This window comes from Leptolyngbya sp. Cla-17, assembly GCF_016807185.1.
GTDB lineage: Bacteria > Cyanobacteriota > Cyanobacteriia > Leptolyngbyales > Leptolyngbyaceae > ULC077BIN1.
This window is the reverse complement of sequence record NZ_JAEVYN010000001.1, coordinates 529,806-546,733: the sequence shown is the minus strand read 5'-3', so window position 1 is coordinate 546,733 and position 16,928 is coordinate 529,806. Positions and strand designations below refer to the sequence as shown.

The following is a 16,928-nucleotide window of genomic DNA, read 5'->3' as shown; positions in this document are numbered from 1 at the left end:
GGCGATCGCGAATGATGCACACTACTGAACTCAACGACTGACCAAAGGTTGCTCATCAAACACCGCACCCTGATCAAACGGCAGCACCGCCAGTTTCACGTTCAACGCCAACGTCTTAAACATATCCGCCGTTTCCCGTGAGATCGGCACCTTCGAGAACACAATAATGGCGATCAGGTTTCCTGAAGGTAGCATTCCCCCAAACCCCAGCACCGATCGCACCGCCAACGGTACAACAAACTCCTGCTGGGCTGGCACATGTGGGCTGTCAACGGCATCCAGCACATGGAACACATTAAATGTTTTCTGCTCTAAATCAACGATCAGCGATGGGTCAGGATCTAGCACGGCATGGATGGGTAACCCAAACTGAGAAATTAGTTGAGAAATCATGGGCGATTGGGCAACCAACTGTTCGCTGATGAGAGGAATTGCCTGATGCCCAATGGATGCCTGTCGAGATTGCCACTCCGGGCGATCGCCCTGGGTCGCTAGCAGCGTGAGGCACTTTGTCGCGGCTGGAACCTCTTGCTTCAGCATCGTTTGCGCATACGCTTGCAAATCGGTTGGCAACTGACCCAACGGATGAGTTTTGAAAAACCGAACCAGCGCAAGTGCATTTACGCTGGTGTGTGGATCGACAAATTGGCGATAGAAAAAACTGACAACTTGGTCAGCCACTTTCTCCATGCTGTCTGCGCCTGCACTAAGCTTGCGGAGGGTTGCTCCACAGTTGATCATGTCAGTCAGGGTAAATTTTGCTGGGTTATACATCTAAGGGGTGCAGTAGAAAAAATCACCTCTAGTTTGAAAAGAAAAGCCTAGAGAAAGTGACAAAAATGTAACAGTTTTATAGTTCCTTCAATGCTGTTTGAACTAACTTTCAAACTGAAAATACCCTGTAAAAGTGTGACGGTGGTATTTACGCTGTGCAGAAATCAATCAGGCAATGGAAGTAAGAGTTGCACCTGATTGACTGACACAGGCTCTAAAAGTCGTAAAAAATATGTCAGGTAATCAGAAGTCATGGCTAGTTTGCCAATGAGCGCTTTGTGCAGGTTTAGGGAATGACTAGGTAATCAACATGAGAGGTACTGGCATGGATGAAACAACGTTGCACCAGTACAAGAGCTTGCAGCTAGCACTATTTAGCGGTAAGGGTGGAGTTGGCAAAACAACACTATCCTGTGGATTTGCCCGACAGTGGGCACAGCAGTTTCCTCAAGAGCGGATTTTGCTGCTTTCTACCGATCCAGCGCACTCCTTGGGCGATGTGTTGCAAATGGCCGTGGGTGATGTGCCTGTTGCCATGGCAACGCTGCCTAATTTGCAGGTGAGATCGCTGGATGCGAGATCGCTCTTAGAAACCTTCAAAAATCGCTATGGCTCGGTGCTGGAATTGCTGGCAGAGCGGGGCAGCTTTGCCCAGCGAGAAGATCTTGCGCCCGTGTGGGATTTAAGCTTTCCTGGGCTGGATGAACTGATGGGCATTCTGGAAATCCAGCGGTTGCTGCACGATGCTGAAGCTGATCGCGTGGTGGTGGATATGGCTCCCAGTGGACATACGCTCAACCTGTTTGGGCTGATGGATTTTTTAGATGAACTGCTGGCAGCCTTAGAACTCTTTCAGGAAAAACATCGTGCCATGCAGCGCTCCTTCACAGGCAAGGAAACCGCCGACGAAGCCGATGATTTTTTGCGCTCCATGAAAGCAGAACTGACCGATGGCAGACAGTTGTTGCAAGACACCACCCGCACCGCCTGTTTAGTGGTGGCGATCGCCGAACCCATGAGCCTGCTAGAAAGCGATCGCTTCATCACCGCCCTCGCAGAGCTTCAAATTCCCTTCAGCGGCTTATTTATCAACCGTATCCTTCCCCTATCTGACATTCCACACTCTTCGTCCGACCTTGATCGCTTCGCCGAACAGCAAACCCTCCTTGCCAAATTTTTTGCCCTTGTTGATCCGACTCCGATTTTTACAACCCCACAGCAGAGACAAGAACCCATCGGCGCAACTGCATTGGATGCTTTAATCACTCAACTGCAACCTCTGACTGAACCCCCTGTAGTCGCCGCGCCGCCTCCCCTGTGGATGCCGACTAAAGTATCACCGGGGTTTGCTGATTTTGTAGCAGAAGAACGCAAGCTGATTTTAGTTGGCGGCAAGGGAGGCGTAGGCAAAACTACCGTAGCCGCCGCGATCGCTTGGGGCATGGCAGAACGATACCCCGATCGTCAAATTCGCGTGATCTCCATTGATCCAGCCCATTCCTTGGGTGATGCCGTCGGTCAGCCATTGGGACACGCACCCAGTGCAATCGCGCCCAACCTGACTGGGCAAGAAATCGATGCCGAGCAAATGCTCGATCAGTTTCGCGCAGAGTATTTGTGGGAGCTGGCAGCGATGATGAGTGGTGAATCCAGCGACGGAGACACCACCCTGAAAATTGCCTACACCCCGGAAGCATGGCGGAAAATTGTTGCTCAAGCACTCCCTGGCATTGATGAAATGCTGTCGCTGATTCGCATCATTGAGCTACTGGAAGCCAAAACCCAGGATTTGATTATTCTAGATACCGCCCCCACTGGACATCTACTTCGCTTTTTAGAAATGCCAACGGCAATGGCAGACTGGCTCTCCTGGATATTTAAGCTGTGGATTAAGTATCAAGATGTGCTGGGGCGCACGGAATTTATGGGACGACTGCGATCGCTTAGGCAACGGGTCATGCAAGCCCAAAAGCTGCTCAAAAATCCTCAGCACACCGAATTTATTGGCGTGGTGCAGGCACAATCCGCCATCACTGCCGAAGCTCAACGCTTGACAGACTCTCTTACCACCTTAGGAATTTTTCAGCGCTACATTGTGCACAATCGACACGAAGCCAACCAACCCGCGATCGCGGCCCTTTTCCCGCAACAAACCATCGTTGCCTTGCCCAATCTGCCCCGCTGCATTTCTCCCCTAGAACGAGTTCAGCTAGCGGCTACGTTGATTGTGTAAAGCATAAAAAATCGAGGGCAGGAATCAGGGGGCAAAAACTCAGAACTCAAAAGATCTCCGACAGATAACACTACACGTTGGCAAAGCCGTCCGAAGGACTTACAAAACTCGAAACTCCTCTTCTCATCTGCCTGCATAGAATAGGATGCAAAGCAGTGATTGATCTGTTCTACAGCGTTGGGGACTATCGATAGTTATGAATTTTGGAGTCTTGCCACTACGGGCGATCGCGTTTCAAGGGTTGTTTCTGCTAATTGCGATCGCGCTTGAGGCGATCGTTTACTTTAGGCAGCTCGGTTTCGACTACAAAACGAGTGTCCGCTATGCGGCATCGATCAACCTGTTTTCTACCGTTGTCGGTTGGTTGATCTGCTTTAATTTGCAGGCACTCTTACCCCAGGCTTTAAAGGATCAATTGCTTAGCTACTTCTTTTTTGAACGGTTTTTTTCAAATCCCTGGGCATCCAGTATTGCGCCTTTGGTAGCCCTGTCAGGATTGATTGTTTTTATCGGGGTCTTTCTTCTAGAGTTTAAAGGCTTAGACCTTTTAGATTTTTTATTAGGAAACGTTAAGCCCGAAGATGCTTTGCAAAGTAGAGATAACTCCCGAATATCGCGCCTACGACAGCAAGGCGTGATTAAGTCGAACAGTCGAGCCTATGCCGTTCTTGTTGCTAATGCTTATAGCTTTAGTGCAACATTGTTTCTGCTTATTGTTCGTTCGGTTGAAAGAACCCGTTAGCGTTTCGCATCAAAATGCTTGATTTTTTAGGGCAGTTTATATCCTTATTTCCTCCAGCTCTAATTCCTCTGGTGATATTAGCGATTATCTTATTATTCGCAGCCCCTTTAGGATATTTTGCCTTTAACTTTTTAGCGATTCAAAAACTTTTTGAAGAGCTTAGCAAAATCTTTCAAGATATTTTTAAGCTGATTATTCCTAAAAAGTGGGATTCTGCAAAAACTCTAATCTGGTTAAGCGTTTTTTCTTGGGTGATGTCTTTACCGACACGATCGTATGTTCAAAACTTTATTGCATTTTGTGGGTGGCTTTTTTTAATTCCAGGCATCCATTGGTTAATGTATGAAGAGAAAAAAATTAAAGAATCTCTTACTATTGAAAAGATCTTTTTTGCTCCTTGGATTACGGGCGCATTAATTTGCTTCTTCCTATTTGCAACCCCAGAAGATTTGCCTGCCATTATGGTTGTGAGTTGGCCAATTATTTCTGCAATTATTGCTGCGTCGCCCAAGTTTATTAAATCAGGTCCTGCTTTTCAAGTGCCTAAACCTTCGGTTCGGCAAGATTTGATCATCATGGTGTTGTTTAACCTGTTGCTAAGCTGTTGGATTCAGCTGTGTTATTCAACTCAGGTTTGGTTGGCGCAGTATCCTAGCGTGCAGGCAGATAGTTTAACCAATAGTTCTTTTGTCGTTAAAACGCAATCCACTGAGATTGCTGATTTTCAAGGTTTTGATATTTTGATGCAGGCTGAAACGGAGTTAAAAGAATCATTGCAAGGACAATCTTGGTCGCAGGTGGAGCGGTGGTTACTCAATTTTGACGATCGCATCCGCGATTTGAATGAGCAAATTATTGACCGACTCCCAGCAAAAGCAGAGAATGCCTATTGGCAAGTTGAAGGGCGTGTTTTAGCGGGCGAGTATAATGTTGAACTGTTTGCTGTGTGGAAAGGTCCGTCTTCCAATAATTTGGGATATCACCTGGCGAGAACCTGTCAGATTGTACAGGTGGGTCCAACCGACTCAGGAATAACGTCACCTGTAGGGAGTATTGCTCTCAATACTGCTCAAGTTGGCACAGCAAAAGTATCCTGTGATTCAATAACAGGACCCACTCAGGGACAGCCGAATATGGCAAAGTGAATTGAACAGGCTGAAAGGGTCGTGAGGGGCTAACGGTATGAACATCGGCAGAATATTTGCGATCGCATCGAATGTATTTCGGGAAGTGATTCGCGACCGCGTCCTATATCTGATTGGGCTGTTCGCTCTAGTTTTAGTTGCTTGCTTTCGCTTGCTGCCCGAAGTTGCGGCGGCAACAGAAAACAAAATCATTTTAGATATGGGCTTAGCCGCCATGAACCTGCTGGGGTTGGTGGTGGCTGTTTTTGTTGGCACAGGCTTGGTAAATAAAGAGATCGAAAAACGCACCGTACTAATGCTGATGGCAAAGCCCATCAGCCGCACGGAATTTATTGTGGGTAAGCATTTAGGGCTGACGGCAGTGCTAGCGGTGCTGGTGGCAGCAATGACGGCAATTTTCATAGCACTGCTAGCGTTCAACCGGGTCGCTTATCCACTGGGTGATCTTTTAGTTTCATCCTTGTTTCTCTGGTTACAGTTGTCTCTCATCACAGCAGTCGCGATCGCCTTTGGAGTGTTCACAGGCTCTCTGCTTGCCACCTTGCTCACCTTTATGATTTTTCTGATGGGTAGCTTTAGCGCCAATTTAGTGACCTTAGGAGCGCAAAGTAAGGATGCCACCATTACCACCGTCACCCGCAATCTATATCTAGTACTGCCTGACTTGTCGCGACTCGACCTAAAAAATCAGGCAGTGTATGGATTGCTGCCACCGTTAAATACCTTGCTGCTCAATGCAGGCTATGGTGTGCTTTACATTATTCTGCTGTTGGCGATCGCCACTCTGCTCTTTTCTCGCCGCGAGTTTTAGGCAGACTACCTATTTCGCCATGTCAAACAGCAACACTTCAGCGGGGACGATCGCCTGGAGACGAAGCAACGATTCTTGTGCGATCGCGGCTCCATCACCCGCTGCAAGCACTTGATCATTCAATTGCACTTCACCCCGCGCCACTTGTAACCAGGCAACTCGACCTTCTGCCAAAATATGGCTCACCGTTTCACCCTCCGCTAAAGCCGTGGCATATAAATCCACATTTTGATGAATTGTGACCGAGCCGTCTCGTCCATCACGAGAGCCAACGAGACGCAGGTTGCCCGACTTTTCGGCTTCAGTAAAAGTCTTTTGTTCATAGCTAGGTTCAATTCCTGTTTGATCGGGCAAAATCCAAATTTGCAAAAGGTGAACTGGCTCAGTTTTGGAAGCATTAAACTCACTGTGCCGAATGCCCGTTCCAGCAGACATTCGCTGCACATCGCCCGGTCGAATGATCGACCCGGTACCAAGGCTGTCTTTGTGTTCTAAGGCACCTGCCAAAACATAGGTAATAATTTCCATGTCACGATGCCCGTGGGTCGGAAACCCCTTGCTAGGAATGACTTTATCTTCGTTAATCACTCGCAGAGTCGCAAAACCCATGTGGTCAGGGTCGTAGTACTCTCCAAAGGAAAATGTGTGCTGACTATCAAGCCAGCCAATATCTACAGCACCCCGTGCTTGAGCCGGACGGATGGTAATCATTTTGAAGACCTCTTAATGGATGGCATAACTGATTTCATCGATAGTATGATTATGGATTGAATCCAAATAAAAGACAATATGCTGTTAAGTTGACACATTGTATCTAGAAGAGCGACAATCCTGGATTATGGATAGGTTTGAACAAATTCGTGCTTTCACTCAAGTCGTTGCCTTTGCAGGGTTTGCAGCGGCTTCGCGGGAAATGGGGCTATCGCGATCGGCGGTCAATAAGCTGGTGATTGCACTTGAAAATGATCTAGGAGTGCAGCTTCTACATCGCAGTACGAGGGTGGTGACTCCAACGGAGACTGGGCTGGCGTTTTATGCACAATGCTTGGAAATTTTGGCAAGTCTTGAAGAAGCAGAACGATCGCTAACCCAGCTGCAAGAGGAGCCACGCGGCAGGCTGCGGGTAAATGCGCCTATGTCTTTCGGTACGCTGCATTTGGCTCCTGCTTTAGCCAACTTTCTGATCCACTACCCAGATTTGCAGCTGCAACTGACCCTCAGCGATCGCTTCATTGATCCTATTGAGGAAGGCTTTGACATCACCATTCGGATTGCAGCCCCTCAAACGGTTGCCAGCTTGATTGTGCATCCGTTAGCTCCAGCTCCACGAGTGCTGTGTGCGACATCGACCTATTTATCAACCCATGGAAGTCCCACCCATCCAAATGATCTGCACGCCCATTCTTGTCTGCACTATGGGCAACTTGCCGTTGAAAATCAGTGGACCCTTCTTGGACCCGATGGAACACACACCATTTCCGTGGCTGGCGCGCTGTGTTCAAACAATGGCGAGGTGCTAAGAGACGCAGCCGTTCGTGGTTTAGGGATTGCGCTACTGCCTCGCTTTATCATTGAAGCCGAGCTTCAACAAGGAACGTTGCAGGTCGTTTTGCCCGATTACCATCCGCCTGAACTCACCCTTTCGGTGATCTATCCCGTTAACCGCCATCTTTCTACCAAAGTTCGGTTACTGGTTAGTTTTCTACAAGAACGGTTTGGTCAAAATACAGGATGATTAGAAGCCTCTCGCTGAAGGTCAACATCACACTGAAGGCAGCGATGTTTGAAGCCTGATCAGGTTTATTGTGCTGGAACTTCAGGCTGTTCTGATTTCTGCTCCATTAATGAGGGCGTTTCTGTCAAAGGAACCTTTGAAGAAGACGAGGTTTGCGGGTTTGTATGTGCAGTGGTGTCCCGACGCAACCGTTGCCGCAATTGATTGAGTTGCGACATAAAGCCCGATTTCAATTTGTCGGTTTTTTCGCTCAGCGGCGATCGCTCATCTTTTTGCTCAACCGCATCCTTCGGCAACAGTGGCGATCGTGTTGCCTCAGTCCCGGTGGATTGAGTCGATTCACTCGCTTTCAATTTTACGGGTGGCTCCGGCGCAATTAAACGAGGCTCAACTGTTGTACTTGGTTCAATAGGGCTAGTTGAGCGATCCGGATTGGCTGGATTCGATTGGGTTGAGTCTTTCAGAATTAGCTTCGGCTCAGGACTGGGCGTTGGCTTGACCGTAGGCGCGGTTGAAGGCGTGACTAAAAGCGGTGTAGGAGACGGTGTGGGAGATGGTTTGACCACCTCTTTTGGAGCTTTGCTTTGAGGTACGGGAGTTTGAATCGGTGTGGGAGTTGGCTTGGCGATTGGGGCTACGGGTTCTGCACTAGGCGATCGCATTGGTGCAGGTGGTGTGTAGTTTGGCTCTACGAGTCCCTGAGCATCGGTTGCCAAAATCTCACCCCGTACCAACTTGGAAAGCGTATCTGTGCCGCCGGGTTCATAGTTAATTACCCGCACAGTATTGTTAAAGGTATTTTTAACCAGGTCGCCGTTTTCATCTAAAAATTCTAGCTGCACCCAATTTTTTCCGGGTTTGAAGCCTTTGAGATAAATGGGCTGCCATTGATCCAATATAAAGCTGCTGCCATTCACCGTGCAGCGAATTCGCCAATCGGCAATGTCATCTTTTTTGGTTTCGCGGGCAATCAGGTGGAGGGGCGCATTCGTTAAGTAAAAATCCAGCATGATGGGTTCTGCGCCATAAGTGCCTTGCGGGCGGCTGTAAGTCAGCAATGGCAGGTCGGAACTTGGGCTATTGTCCTGAGTTTTGGTGAAAATATGAAACGTTGTCTGAGCATAGGCTCCTTCATTTTTAAAGCTTTCGTGCCAAGGACGGGAAGCAAACACTCGAATGGTATGAGTTCCGGGTGCAAGATTGTCGAATGTGAGGGGCTTCGTCGTGTCGTAAACCGCTTGATAAGTCTGGTTATCTAGCAACACATGCAAATGAGTGCCTAATCCCAAGGTCGCATCTTTGAAGATAGGCAAGTCCTTGACCTGAAACTGAACAGAAACCTTGTCATCTTCCAGAATCTGGTTGGGCTTAGGACTTAGTATAAAAACTTGTGGTTGGTAACCGTCCAAGGCTGGTCGCAGGTTTTGAATTGCTCCAGGAGGAGCCACTTCCGTTAGTTTGCCAGCGGCTTTTTCTGATTTGGCTGCATCAGGGGCAGCTTTTTTAGTGCGGGCTGCTAATGCACCAGGCGGAGCGATCACCGTGAGCAAAAACAGCACCATCAATAGAAAAGCAGTTGAAGCGTTAGCAATTCTGCCCCAGTTAATTCTGCTCCAGTTAATTCCAAGCACCAGCATCCTCCTCGCAGCTTTTTATAGGGAACTATAGCGGAATCTAGGACAGACTATCCAAGTGATAGATAAACCACGATCCAGGACGAACTGTCCACATATAGCTAATCCATACTTCAATTCGTTGATTGATCACGAACTGGTATCACAAGACGAGTAAAGAAAGCGATCGCTGCTTGTTGCTTAATAAGAAGTTTTAAAATGGAAAGTTTACAATTACCAAACCTCAAATTTGTCATGCACTACGAGCCTAAGTAAACTTTGGTAAAGCTAATACGTTGGTTTTAACAAACCATCTAGCTACTTTAAAGCCTCAATGCTGCCCTCAATCCCTTATCCATAAGGCAAATCAAGGATAGATAGAGGATTTCTACTTTTTATATAAGTCAAACTCGATTTTTCGATTATTCTCACTGCGTAATATCGTTGAAGCCCTTTTCTAAAAAGAGTTCTAGCGATTTTGCAGCGCTCCGTTTGTTCAATGTCGCTACAGTAGGTCTTGACTTTCGTGGTCTTTCCTGGATATGCAACCTAGGCTACATCTGCACTTGAGCGGTTTTTAATTATTGTTAACCCTCCACAATCGGGTCAGCAGCGATCCTATAATGTCACGATGAGAACCCCGATTAGGCTTCCACTCTGCTTTTTGGACTTTTCCAAGGTTTAACTAGCAAAAGCCGCTCTGATTCCCTCGAATCTCTCGAAGTGATGCTGAGTTGTTCTATCCCAAAAGCCATGCATCCGAACTGAATCAATCTTGTCTTTTAGATTTGTATTGACGAGGTTCATATGTTGGTGAAATTAAGTAGAGAAACGCAACTTAGCCATCAGAGCAAACCTATTTCAGGGGGGATTCCTCGTTGCCTTGTCTAGAGAGAGGAGAGTCTCAATGACAACTACCCCACAGCGAGAAGCAAAAGTGAGAGTCGTTGTCGATAGGAATCCGGTTCCTACTTCTTTCGAGAAGTGGTCCCAACCGGGGCACTTTGACCGCACCCTTGCCAGAGGACCCAAAACCACCACTTGGATTTGGAATCTTCACGCTCTCGCCCATGACTTTGATAGCCATACTTCTGATTTAGAAGACGTATCCCGTAAGATCTTTAGCGCTCACTTTGGTCATTTAGCCGTTGTTTTCATCTGGCTAAGTGGCATGTATTTTCATGGCGCAAAATTTTCAAACTATGAAGCTTGGTTGACCAATCCGACCGTTATTAAACCTAGCGCTCAGGTTGTGTGGCCAATCGTTGGTCAAGAAATTTTGAATGCTGATGTTGGCGGTGGCTTCCACGGAATCCAGATTACTTCTGGATTGTTCTATCTGTGGCGAGCTTCTGGCTTCACGAATAGCTTCCAGCTTTACTGCACCGCGATCGGTGGTCTAGTAATGGCAGGCTTGATGTTGTTTGCAGGGTGGTTCCATTACCACAAAGCAGCACCCAAGTTGGAGTGGTTCCAAAATGCCGAGTCAATGCTCAACCATCATCTAGCTGGTTTGTTTGGTTTGGGGTCATTGGGCTGGGCAGGTCACCAGATCCATGTTTCCTTGCCAATCAACGAGCTATTAGATAGAGGCGTTGCTGCAAAGGATATTCCTCTGCCTCATGAGTTCATCCTGAACTCCAAGCTGATGGCAGATATTTATCCAAGCTTTGCTCAAGGCTTAACTCCTTTTTTCACCTTGAACTGGGGTGCTTATTCAGACTTCCTTACCTTTAAGGGAGGCTTGAACCCCGTTACCGGTGGACTTTGGCTGACTGATAGCGCACACCATCACTTAGCGATCGCGGTGATGTTTATTGTCGCGGGTCACATGTACCGTACCAACTGGGGTATTGGTCACAGCATCAAAGAGATCTTAGAAGCTCATAAAGATCCCATCATCATTACTGGTGAAGGGCACAAAGGTCTCTATGAAGTTCTAACGACCTCTTGGCACGCGCAACTGGCAATTAACCTGGCAATGGTTGGCTCTATCAGTATCATCGTTGCTCAGCATATGTACGCTATGCCGCCTTATCCTTATATGGCGACAGACTACGCGACTCAGATCTCTCTGTTCACGCACCACATGTGGATTGGAGCATTCTTCATTGTTGGCGGAGCCGCTCATGGTGCCATCTTTATGGTGCGGGATTATGATCCTGCTGTGAATCGTGGCAATGTGCTGGATAATATGCTTCGTCACAGAGATGCCATCATCTCTCACCTAAACTGGGTTTGCATTTTCTTGGGCTTCCATAGCTTTGGCTTGTACGTTCACAACGACACTATGCGTGCGTTGGGTCGTCCTCAAGATATGTTCTCCGATACGGCGATTCAGTTACAGCCTATTTTTGCTCAGTGGGTTCAAAACCTCCATACCCTTGCCCCCGGCGCTACTGCCCCCAATGCTCTAGCTCCTGCTAGCTATGCATTTGGTGGTGGCATTGTTGCGGTAGGCGGTAAGGTAGCGATGATGCCTATTGCGTTGGGCACAGCAGATTTCATGGTTCACCATATTCATGCCTTCACAATCCACGTCACCGTGTTGATCTTGCTGAAGGGTGTTCTGTTTGCTCGTAGCTCACGCTTAGTTCCAGATAAAGCAAACCTCGGATTCCGTTTCCCTTGCGATGGACCCGGTCGCGGTGGTACCTGTCAAGTTTCAGGCTGGGATCACGTGTTTCTTGGCTTGTTCTGGATGTACAACTGCATTTCCATTGTGATTTTCCACTTCAGTTGGAAGATGCAGTCGGATGTGTGGGGAACTCTTAACGCGGATGGTTCTGTCGCTCATATCGCGGGTGGTAATTTTGCTCAAAGCGCAATTACTATCAACGGTTGGTTGCGTGACTTCCTGTGGGCGCAAGCGGCTCAGGTGATCACATCCTATGGGACTGCCCTATCTGCTTACGGTCTTCTGTTTTTGGGTGCTCACTTTGTTTGGGCATTCAGTCTAATGTTCTTGTTTAGTGGTCGCGGCTACTGGCAAGAATTAATCGAGTCGATTGTTTGGGCACACAACAAGCTGAAAGTGGCTCCTGCAATCCAACCTCGCGCTCTGAGTATTATTCAGGGTCGAGCAGTTGGCGTTGCTCACTACTTATTAGGCGGAATTGTGACAACCTGGGCATTCTTCCTGGCTCGTACACTTGCACTTGGCTAAGCGAGGAGAACACATTAAATGGCAACTAAATTTCCAAAATTTAGCCAAGACCTCGCTCAAGACCCGACAACTCGTCGGCTCTGGTACGGAATTGCAACAGCCCATGACTTTGAAAGTCATGACGGTATGACGGAAGAAAATCTTTACCAAAAGATTTTCGCTTCCCACTTTGGTCATATCGCCATCATCTTTCTATGGACTTCTGGCAGTCTGTTCCACGTAGCGTGGCAAGGCAACTTTGAACAGTGGATCAAAGATCCACTGAACATTCGTCCTATCGCCCATGCGATTTGGGACCCTCAATTTGGCAAGGCTGCAGTTGAAGCATTTTCTCAAGGTGGTGCTTCCTATCCTGTAAACATTGCTTACTCTGGTGTGTACCACTGGTGGTACACCATCGGGATGCGAACCAATGGCGACTTGTACAGTGGCGCGATCTTCTTACTGATCCTGTCTTCCTTGTTCTTGTTTGCGGGTTGGCTACACTTGCAGCCTAAGTTTCGTCCTAGTTTGTCCTGGTTTAAGAATGCTGAGTCTCGCCTAAACCACCACCTGGCTGGTCTATTTGGAGTTAGCTCTCTTGCTTGGACAGGTCATCTGGTGCATGTAGCAATTCCTGAAGCTCGTGGTCAGCATGTGGGTTGGGATAACTTCCTATCAACATTGCCTCACCCGGCGGGTTTAGCTCCATTTTTCACTGGTAACTGGGGCGTTTATGCAGAAAATCCTGATACGGCTAGCCACGTCTTTGGCACGGCTCAAGGATCTGGAACTGCTATTCTGACCTTCTTGGGTGGCTTTCATCCTCAGACTGATTCGCTTTGGTTGACGGATATTGCTCACCACCATCTTGCGATCGCTGTTCTATTCATTGTTGCGGGTCACATGTACCGTACCAACTTTGGTATCGGTCACAGCATCAAAGAAATGCTAGACAGTAAAGCTGGCTTGGTGGGTGGTCGTAGTGAAGGTCAGTTCAACTTGCCTCACCAGGGCTTGTACGAAACCTACAACAACTCTCTACACTTCCAGTTGGGCATCCACTTGGCAGCGTTGGGTGTGATCACTTCTTTGGTAGCGCAGCATATGTACTCGCTGCCTCCCTATGCCTTTATGTCAAAGGATTTCACCACTCAAGCAGCGCTTTACACCCATCACCAGTACATTGCTGGATTCCTGATGGTTGGTGCGTTTGCTCACGGTGCGATCTTCTTAGTTCGGGATTACGATCCTGAGCAAAATAAAGGCAATGTGTTGGCGCGGATGCTAGACCACAAAGAGGCGATTATTTCCCACTTAAGTTGGGTTTCTCTCTTCCTCGGCTTCCACACTTTGGGTCTATACGTTCATAACGATGTAGTCGTTGCCTTTGGCACCCCTGAGAAACAAATTTTGGTTGAGCCTGTGTTTGCACAGTTCATCCAAGCCTCTCACGGTAAACTGCTGTACGGCATGAACACGCTGCTGTCAAATCCTGATAGTATTGCGACCACCGCATGGCCCAATTACGGCAACGTATGGCTACCTGGTTGGTTGGATGCGATTAACAGCGGTACGAACTCCTTGTTCCTAAGCATTGGGCCTGGCGATTTCTTGGTTCACCATGCGATCGCGTTGGGTCTGCACACCACCACCTTGGTCTTAGTCAAGGGTGCGTTGGATGCTCGCGGTTCTAAGCTGATGCCCGATAAGAAAGACTTTGGCTATTCCTTCCCTTGCGATGGTCCGGGCCGTGGCGGTACGTGCGATATCTCAGCATGGGATTCGTTCTACCTTGCGATGTTCTGGATGTTGAACACCTTGGGTTGGGTTACCTTTTACTGGCACTGGAAGCATTTAGCGCTCTGGTCTGGTAACGCTGCGTCTTTCAATGAGGGTTCAACGTATCTAATGGGCTGGCTCCGTGATTATCTATGGCTCTACTCAGGTCCATTGATCAACGGCTACAACCCATACGGCATGAACAATCTGGCGGTCTGGTCATGGATGTTCCTTTTTGGACACCTAGTTTGGGCGACAGGCTTTATGTTCTTGATCTCTTGGAGAGGCTATTGGCAAGAGCTGATCGAAACCTTAGTTTGGGCACACGAGCGCACTCCTCTAGCGAACTTGATTCGTTGGAAAGACAAGCCTGTGGCGATGTCCATTGTCCAAGGTCGCGTAGTGGGTCTAGCTCACTTTACGGTGGGTTACGTCTTAACTTACGCTGCCTTTGTTATTGCCTCAACAGCCGCGAAATTTGGTTAGCGCTAAATTAGCCCTGTAGGCAAGCTATAAAAAATCCCCTACCTTTAACCAGGTAGGGGATTTTTATGTTTGAATTCTACTTTTTGCAGTTGAATAATCATGTATGCGAGCATGACCCTTTTCAAGCGGGGTGTAGGCTGTGATACGAACATAAAAAAGGATAAGAGGCTAAGCGATGTCCAAACGATCAACTCAATTATTTGCTGCATTAATTGCCGCTGTTGCAGCAGCGCTGGTTTGTTTGCAACCCTTGGACACAAAGATTGCAGTATCTAAAATGCCAGATGTATCACTACTGAGTCAGCAAACTCTCATTGCGACTGCTGCTGCTCCTCCTGCACTCATACCTGCCAAATTGGGAGGCAAACCAGGATATGTGCTGTATGTCACTCGTGCTGAAGATACTGTGCTGGTGCGTTGCTATCCTGGATATCAGCCCACGATCGCAGTTCGGGCAATGGGTGGCAAACCGGGTGCAGACACGCAAAAGGAAGGCGTGATGACTTGTAAGTCGGGTGGCTAGCCGCGTGCATTAAAATCAAATTCCTGCCATCGACGGTACAGTATCAAACCCTAAAACAGCCTGCACGTCATTAGAAATTAAGGCTTCACTATGGGGAAAGTATTTTTTCAAAAAGAGAATTAACGTTTTCAAGGTGGGAAAGTTCCATTGAGCTTTGCAACGAGCATACCCATTGCTGCCAATTTCGGAAATTTGAAGCTGGTAGCGGCCTTGAGGATTGGTGCTACCGTGAAACCGAATAGTATGCCGAAAATGGGAACTCATATTAATCAACTTTTTGTCTAGAGGCTTATATCTTTATCTTCTTAGAGTTTTCTGATTTTGAAAGTGAGTGTAGGCTGTGCTTCTAGCTGATCCTAAACTTCTTATCAAGTGAGACAGAGGCTCTGTTTGGTTGATGTAAATCACAAGCAAGCGGTTCCATAAAAAATCAGGTGTTAGAAATTTAATTTCTAACACCTGATACTTTTGAATCTCCTATTTTTGATGGCTTTAAGCTTCGTTTCGCGCTTGACGAGCTATTTCTAATAGATTTCCCCAACGCTTCTGAAATTGTTTGGCAGTGAGTTTGAGCTTGCTGGCAATTTCAGCATCGTCTGTCTGGGCTTGCTTTAGTTGCAGCATTTGACGTTGTTCAGAGGTGAGGCGAGCAAGGAAGCTATCCCATTGAGAGGTTGCCATGCCCAAGTTTTGGTCGAGGTCAGCACCAAGCCATTGATGAACCAGTTTCCAGTTGCGAGAAAGGGTAAATTTTTCGACGTGATATTTGAAGCGCTGCTGCAAGTAGTCGCGTTGACGGGGAGTGAGTCCCAAAACATCGTCAATTTCAGGGGCTGACATGTCTTGCAGTTTCAGCACAAGATAGTCCACACACTCAGTTTGACCTTCCGATTCTAAATATTGCACCAGTTCAGAAATCACGCGATCGCGCAACACTGCTTCCGAAGAATCCACCGTATCAGATACCATCCGTTCTCGTAGCTGCTGCACGATGGGCATCCGATTGTGCATTTCTGCTTCTTCGCCGCGTGCCGACTCCAACGCTTGTTCAATATCCACCGATACTTCGAGGGGTTGGCGTTGCCCAAAGCGCTGCGATCTCAGCACAATTAACTGTTGATTTTGTCCAGCAGGGAGGGAAATGCGACGTTTAGCATACTGTTCGGTAAACGCCATATATTCTGCTAGTTCTAATCGGCTACGGGGTTGATAGGTTTCTGGCAATACATTCTCACGCCGAAACGCTTTGAGCGACTCAGTATAAAACCCTTGCAAAAAATCTTCAATCAGGGTGTAGCGTGCCTGAAATCCAAGCTGCATCCGAGAAGGAGCCACATAGCGGTAGACCATCGAACCTAGGGTGCTATGCAGTTCAGTGCGCCCCCGTTGAGAGCCCAGTTGATAATAGTTAATGCATTTTTGCAAGCGATGGCGCGCCAAAGAAATTTGCCAGGATTGCGCTTGTCCAGAGGCTTGAATTCGTCCGCTTTTTTGGCAAACTCGCTCAACTTCAGCCGCAATCCGTCCAGCGAGGCTCTCTACGCTCCCATTCAGGTTGCTAACTTCTTCTCGAAATTCCTGTGCCAGCAGTTGAACTAGAGCAGCTTGATCGAGGAAATGAACGGTTGTGGGTCGAGAAATAGAAGAAACTTGACGACTGCGTTGGGTTGATTGGGGGAGGTCAGCGATCGTCCGACAATCTGATTGGACAGAATGAACAGCAACCGATCGAGCGCAAGGCGGTGGAGATTCAATATTCATGGCTTGGTAATGCACACTTAGGGGAGTTGTTAAGACAGAAGAAGCTTTAGGGCTCTGCTGCTCTTGTTTCCTGACGTTTTGCTCAGCAACTGTCATAACTATCTACACAGGCAGGTTTGTAAATTACGGGTAGCTTTCAATTAACCTAGGGCACTTCTCATCAGGGTTTACCAAATAA

13 protein-coding genes are annotated in these 16,928 nt (G+C 47.7%); 8 read left to right on the top strand and 5 right to left on the bottom strand.

Annotation, left to right across the window (positions count from 1 at the left end; all coding sequences use genetic code 11):
- Positions 1 to 30: 30 nt before the first annotated feature.
- Positions 31 to 774: a hypothetical protein gene (locus tag JOY44_RS02600; RefSeq protein ID WP_171572187.1), complete on the bottom strand. Its 744-nt coding sequence runs from the start codon at positions 772 to 774 to the stop codon at positions 31 to 33.
- 325 nt (positions 775 to 1,099) lie between these two features.
- Between JOY44_RS02600 and JOY44_RS02595 the strand changes: the two genes are divergently transcribed.
- The 4 genes from JOY44_RS02595 (at position 1,100) to JOY44_RS02580 (ending at position 5,705) form a co-directional block, all read left to right on the top strand.
- On the top strand, positions 1,100 to 3,007 hold the full coding sequence (locus JOY44_RS02595) for an ArsA family ATPase (RefSeq protein ID WP_171572186.1): 1,908 nt from the start codon (positions 1,100 to 1,102) through the stop codon (positions 3,005 to 3,007).
- Positions 3,008 to 3,203: 196 nt separating this feature from the next.
- Entirely contained in the window at positions 3,204 to 3,749 is a 546-nt protein-coding gene (fraC, locus tag JOY44_RS02590; RefSeq protein WP_171572185.1) for a filament integrity protein FraC, read from the top strand.
- A 14-nt stretch (positions 3,750 to 3,763) separates the two neighbouring features.
- Complete coding sequence (locus tag JOY44_RS02585) at positions 3,764 to 4,894, top strand: DUF5357 family protein (protein WP_171572184.1); 1,131 nt, start codon at positions 3,764 to 3,766, stop codon at positions 4,892 to 4,894.
- Between the two features lie 37 nt (positions 4,895 to 4,931).
- A complete protein-coding gene (locus tag JOY44_RS02580) occupies positions 4,932 to 5,705 on the top strand; it encodes an ABC transporter permease (RefSeq protein ID WP_171572183.1) in 774 nt (257 codons plus the stop codon).
- Between the two features lie 9 nt (positions 5,706 to 5,714).
- Here JOY44_RS02580 and JOY44_RS02575 read toward each other — a convergent pair whose 3' ends face one another.
- A complete protein-coding gene (locus JOY44_RS02575) occupies positions 5,715 to 6,416 on the bottom strand; it encodes a pirin family protein (RefSeq protein ID WP_171572182.1) in 702 nt (233 codons plus the stop codon).
- A 127-nt stretch (positions 6,417 to 6,543) separates the two neighbouring features.
- On the opposite strand from JOY44_RS02575, the gene JOY44_RS02570 reads away from it, so the two are divergent.
- Entirely contained in the window at positions 6,544 to 7,440 is an 897-nt protein-coding gene (locus tag JOY44_RS02570; protein WP_171572181.1) for a LysR family transcriptional regulator, read from the top strand.
- A gap of 65 nt (positions 7,441 to 7,505) precedes the next feature.
- On the opposite strand, the gene JOY44_RS02565 is transcribed toward JOY44_RS02570, so the two are convergent.
- A complete protein-coding gene (locus JOY44_RS02565) occupies positions 7,506 to 9,071 on the bottom strand; it encodes a hypothetical protein (RefSeq protein WP_171572180.1) in 1,566 nt (521 codons plus the stop codon).
- A gap of 889 nt (positions 9,072 to 9,960) precedes the next feature.
- Between JOY44_RS02565 and psaA the strand changes: the two genes are divergently transcribed.
- The 3 genes from psaA (at position 9,961) to JOY44_RS02550 (ending at position 14,989) form a co-directional block, all read left to right on the top strand.
- Positions 9,961 to 12,219: a photosystem I core protein PsaA gene (psaA, locus tag JOY44_RS02560; protein WP_171572179.1), complete on the top strand. Its 2,259-nt coding sequence runs from the start codon at positions 9,961 to 9,963 to the stop codon at positions 12,217 to 12,219.
- An 18-nt stretch (positions 12,220 to 12,237) separates the two neighbouring features.
- The gene (psaB, locus tag JOY44_RS02555) at positions 12,238 to 14,466 is read left to right on the top strand and encodes a photosystem I core protein PsaB (RefSeq protein ID WP_171572178.1); all 2,229 of its coding nucleotides are present in this window, start codon (positions 12,238 to 12,240) and stop codon (positions 14,464 to 14,466) included.
- Positions 14,467 to 14,641: 175 nt separating this feature from the next.
- Positions 14,642 to 14,989, top strand: a complete 348-nt coding sequence (locus JOY44_RS02550) for a hypothetical protein (protein WP_171572177.1) — start codon at positions 14,642 to 14,644, stop codon at positions 14,987 to 14,989.
- 15 nt (positions 14,990 to 15,004) lie between these two features.
- Here the strand turns inward: JOY44_RS02550 and JOY44_RS02545 are convergent, their stop codons facing one another.
- Together JOY44_RS02545 and JOY44_RS02540 are read right to left on the bottom strand one after the other, a co-directional pair.
- A complete protein-coding gene (locus tag JOY44_RS02545) occupies positions 15,005 to 15,253 on the bottom strand; it encodes a hypothetical protein (protein WP_171572176.1) in 249 nt (82 codons plus the stop codon).
- Between the two features lie 228 nt (positions 15,254 to 15,481).
- Positions 15,482 to 16,750: a HetZ-related protein gene (locus JOY44_RS02540; protein WP_207211152.1), complete on the bottom strand. Its 1,269-nt coding sequence runs from the start codon at positions 16,748 to 16,750 to the stop codon at positions 15,482 to 15,484.
- Positions 16,751 to 16,928 lie beyond the last annotated feature (178 nt).

Coding starts and splice junctions, on each gene's coding strand:
- JOY44_RS02600 (WP_171572187.1), bottom strand. CDS start 774: ATGTATAACCCAGCAAAATTTACCCTGACTGACATGATCAACTGTGGA.
- JOY44_RS02595 (WP_171572186.1), top strand. CDS start 1,100: ATGGATGAAACAACGTTGCACCAGTACAAGAGCTTGCAGCTAGCACTA.
- fraC (WP_171572185.1), top strand. CDS start 3,204: ATGAATTTTGGAGTCTTGCCACTACGGGCGATCGCGTTTCAAGGGTTG.
- JOY44_RS02585 (WP_171572184.1), top strand. CDS start 3,764: ATGCTTGATTTTTTAGGGCAGTTTATATCCTTATTTCCTCCAGCTCTA.
- JOY44_RS02580 (WP_171572183.1), top strand. CDS start 4,932: ATGAACATCGGCAGAATATTTGCGATCGCATCGAATGTATTTCGGGAA.
- JOY44_RS02575 (WP_171572182.1), bottom strand. CDS start 6,416: ATGATTACCATCCGTCCGGCTCAAGCACGGGGTGCTGTAGATATTGGC.
- JOY44_RS02570 (WP_171572181.1), top strand. CDS start 6,544: ATGGATAGGTTTGAACAAATTCGTGCTTTCACTCAAGTCGTTGCCTTT.
- psaA (WP_171572179.1), top strand. CDS start 9,961: ATGACAACTACCCCACAGCGAGAAGCAAAAGTGAGAGTCGTTGTCGAT.
- psaB (WP_171572178.1), top strand. CDS start 12,238: ATGGCAACTAAATTTCCAAAATTTAGCCAAGACCTCGCTCAAGACCCG.
- JOY44_RS02550 (WP_171572177.1), top strand. CDS start 14,642: ATGTCCAAACGATCAACTCAATTATTTGCTGCATTAATTGCCGCTGTT.
- JOY44_RS02545 (WP_171572176.1), bottom strand. CDS start 15,253: ATGAGTTCCCATTTTCGGCATACTATTCGGTTTCACGGTAGCACCAAT.
- JOY44_RS02540 (WP_207211152.1), bottom strand. CDS start 16,750: ATGAATATTGAATCTCCACCGCCTTGCGCTCGATCGGTTGCTGTTCAT.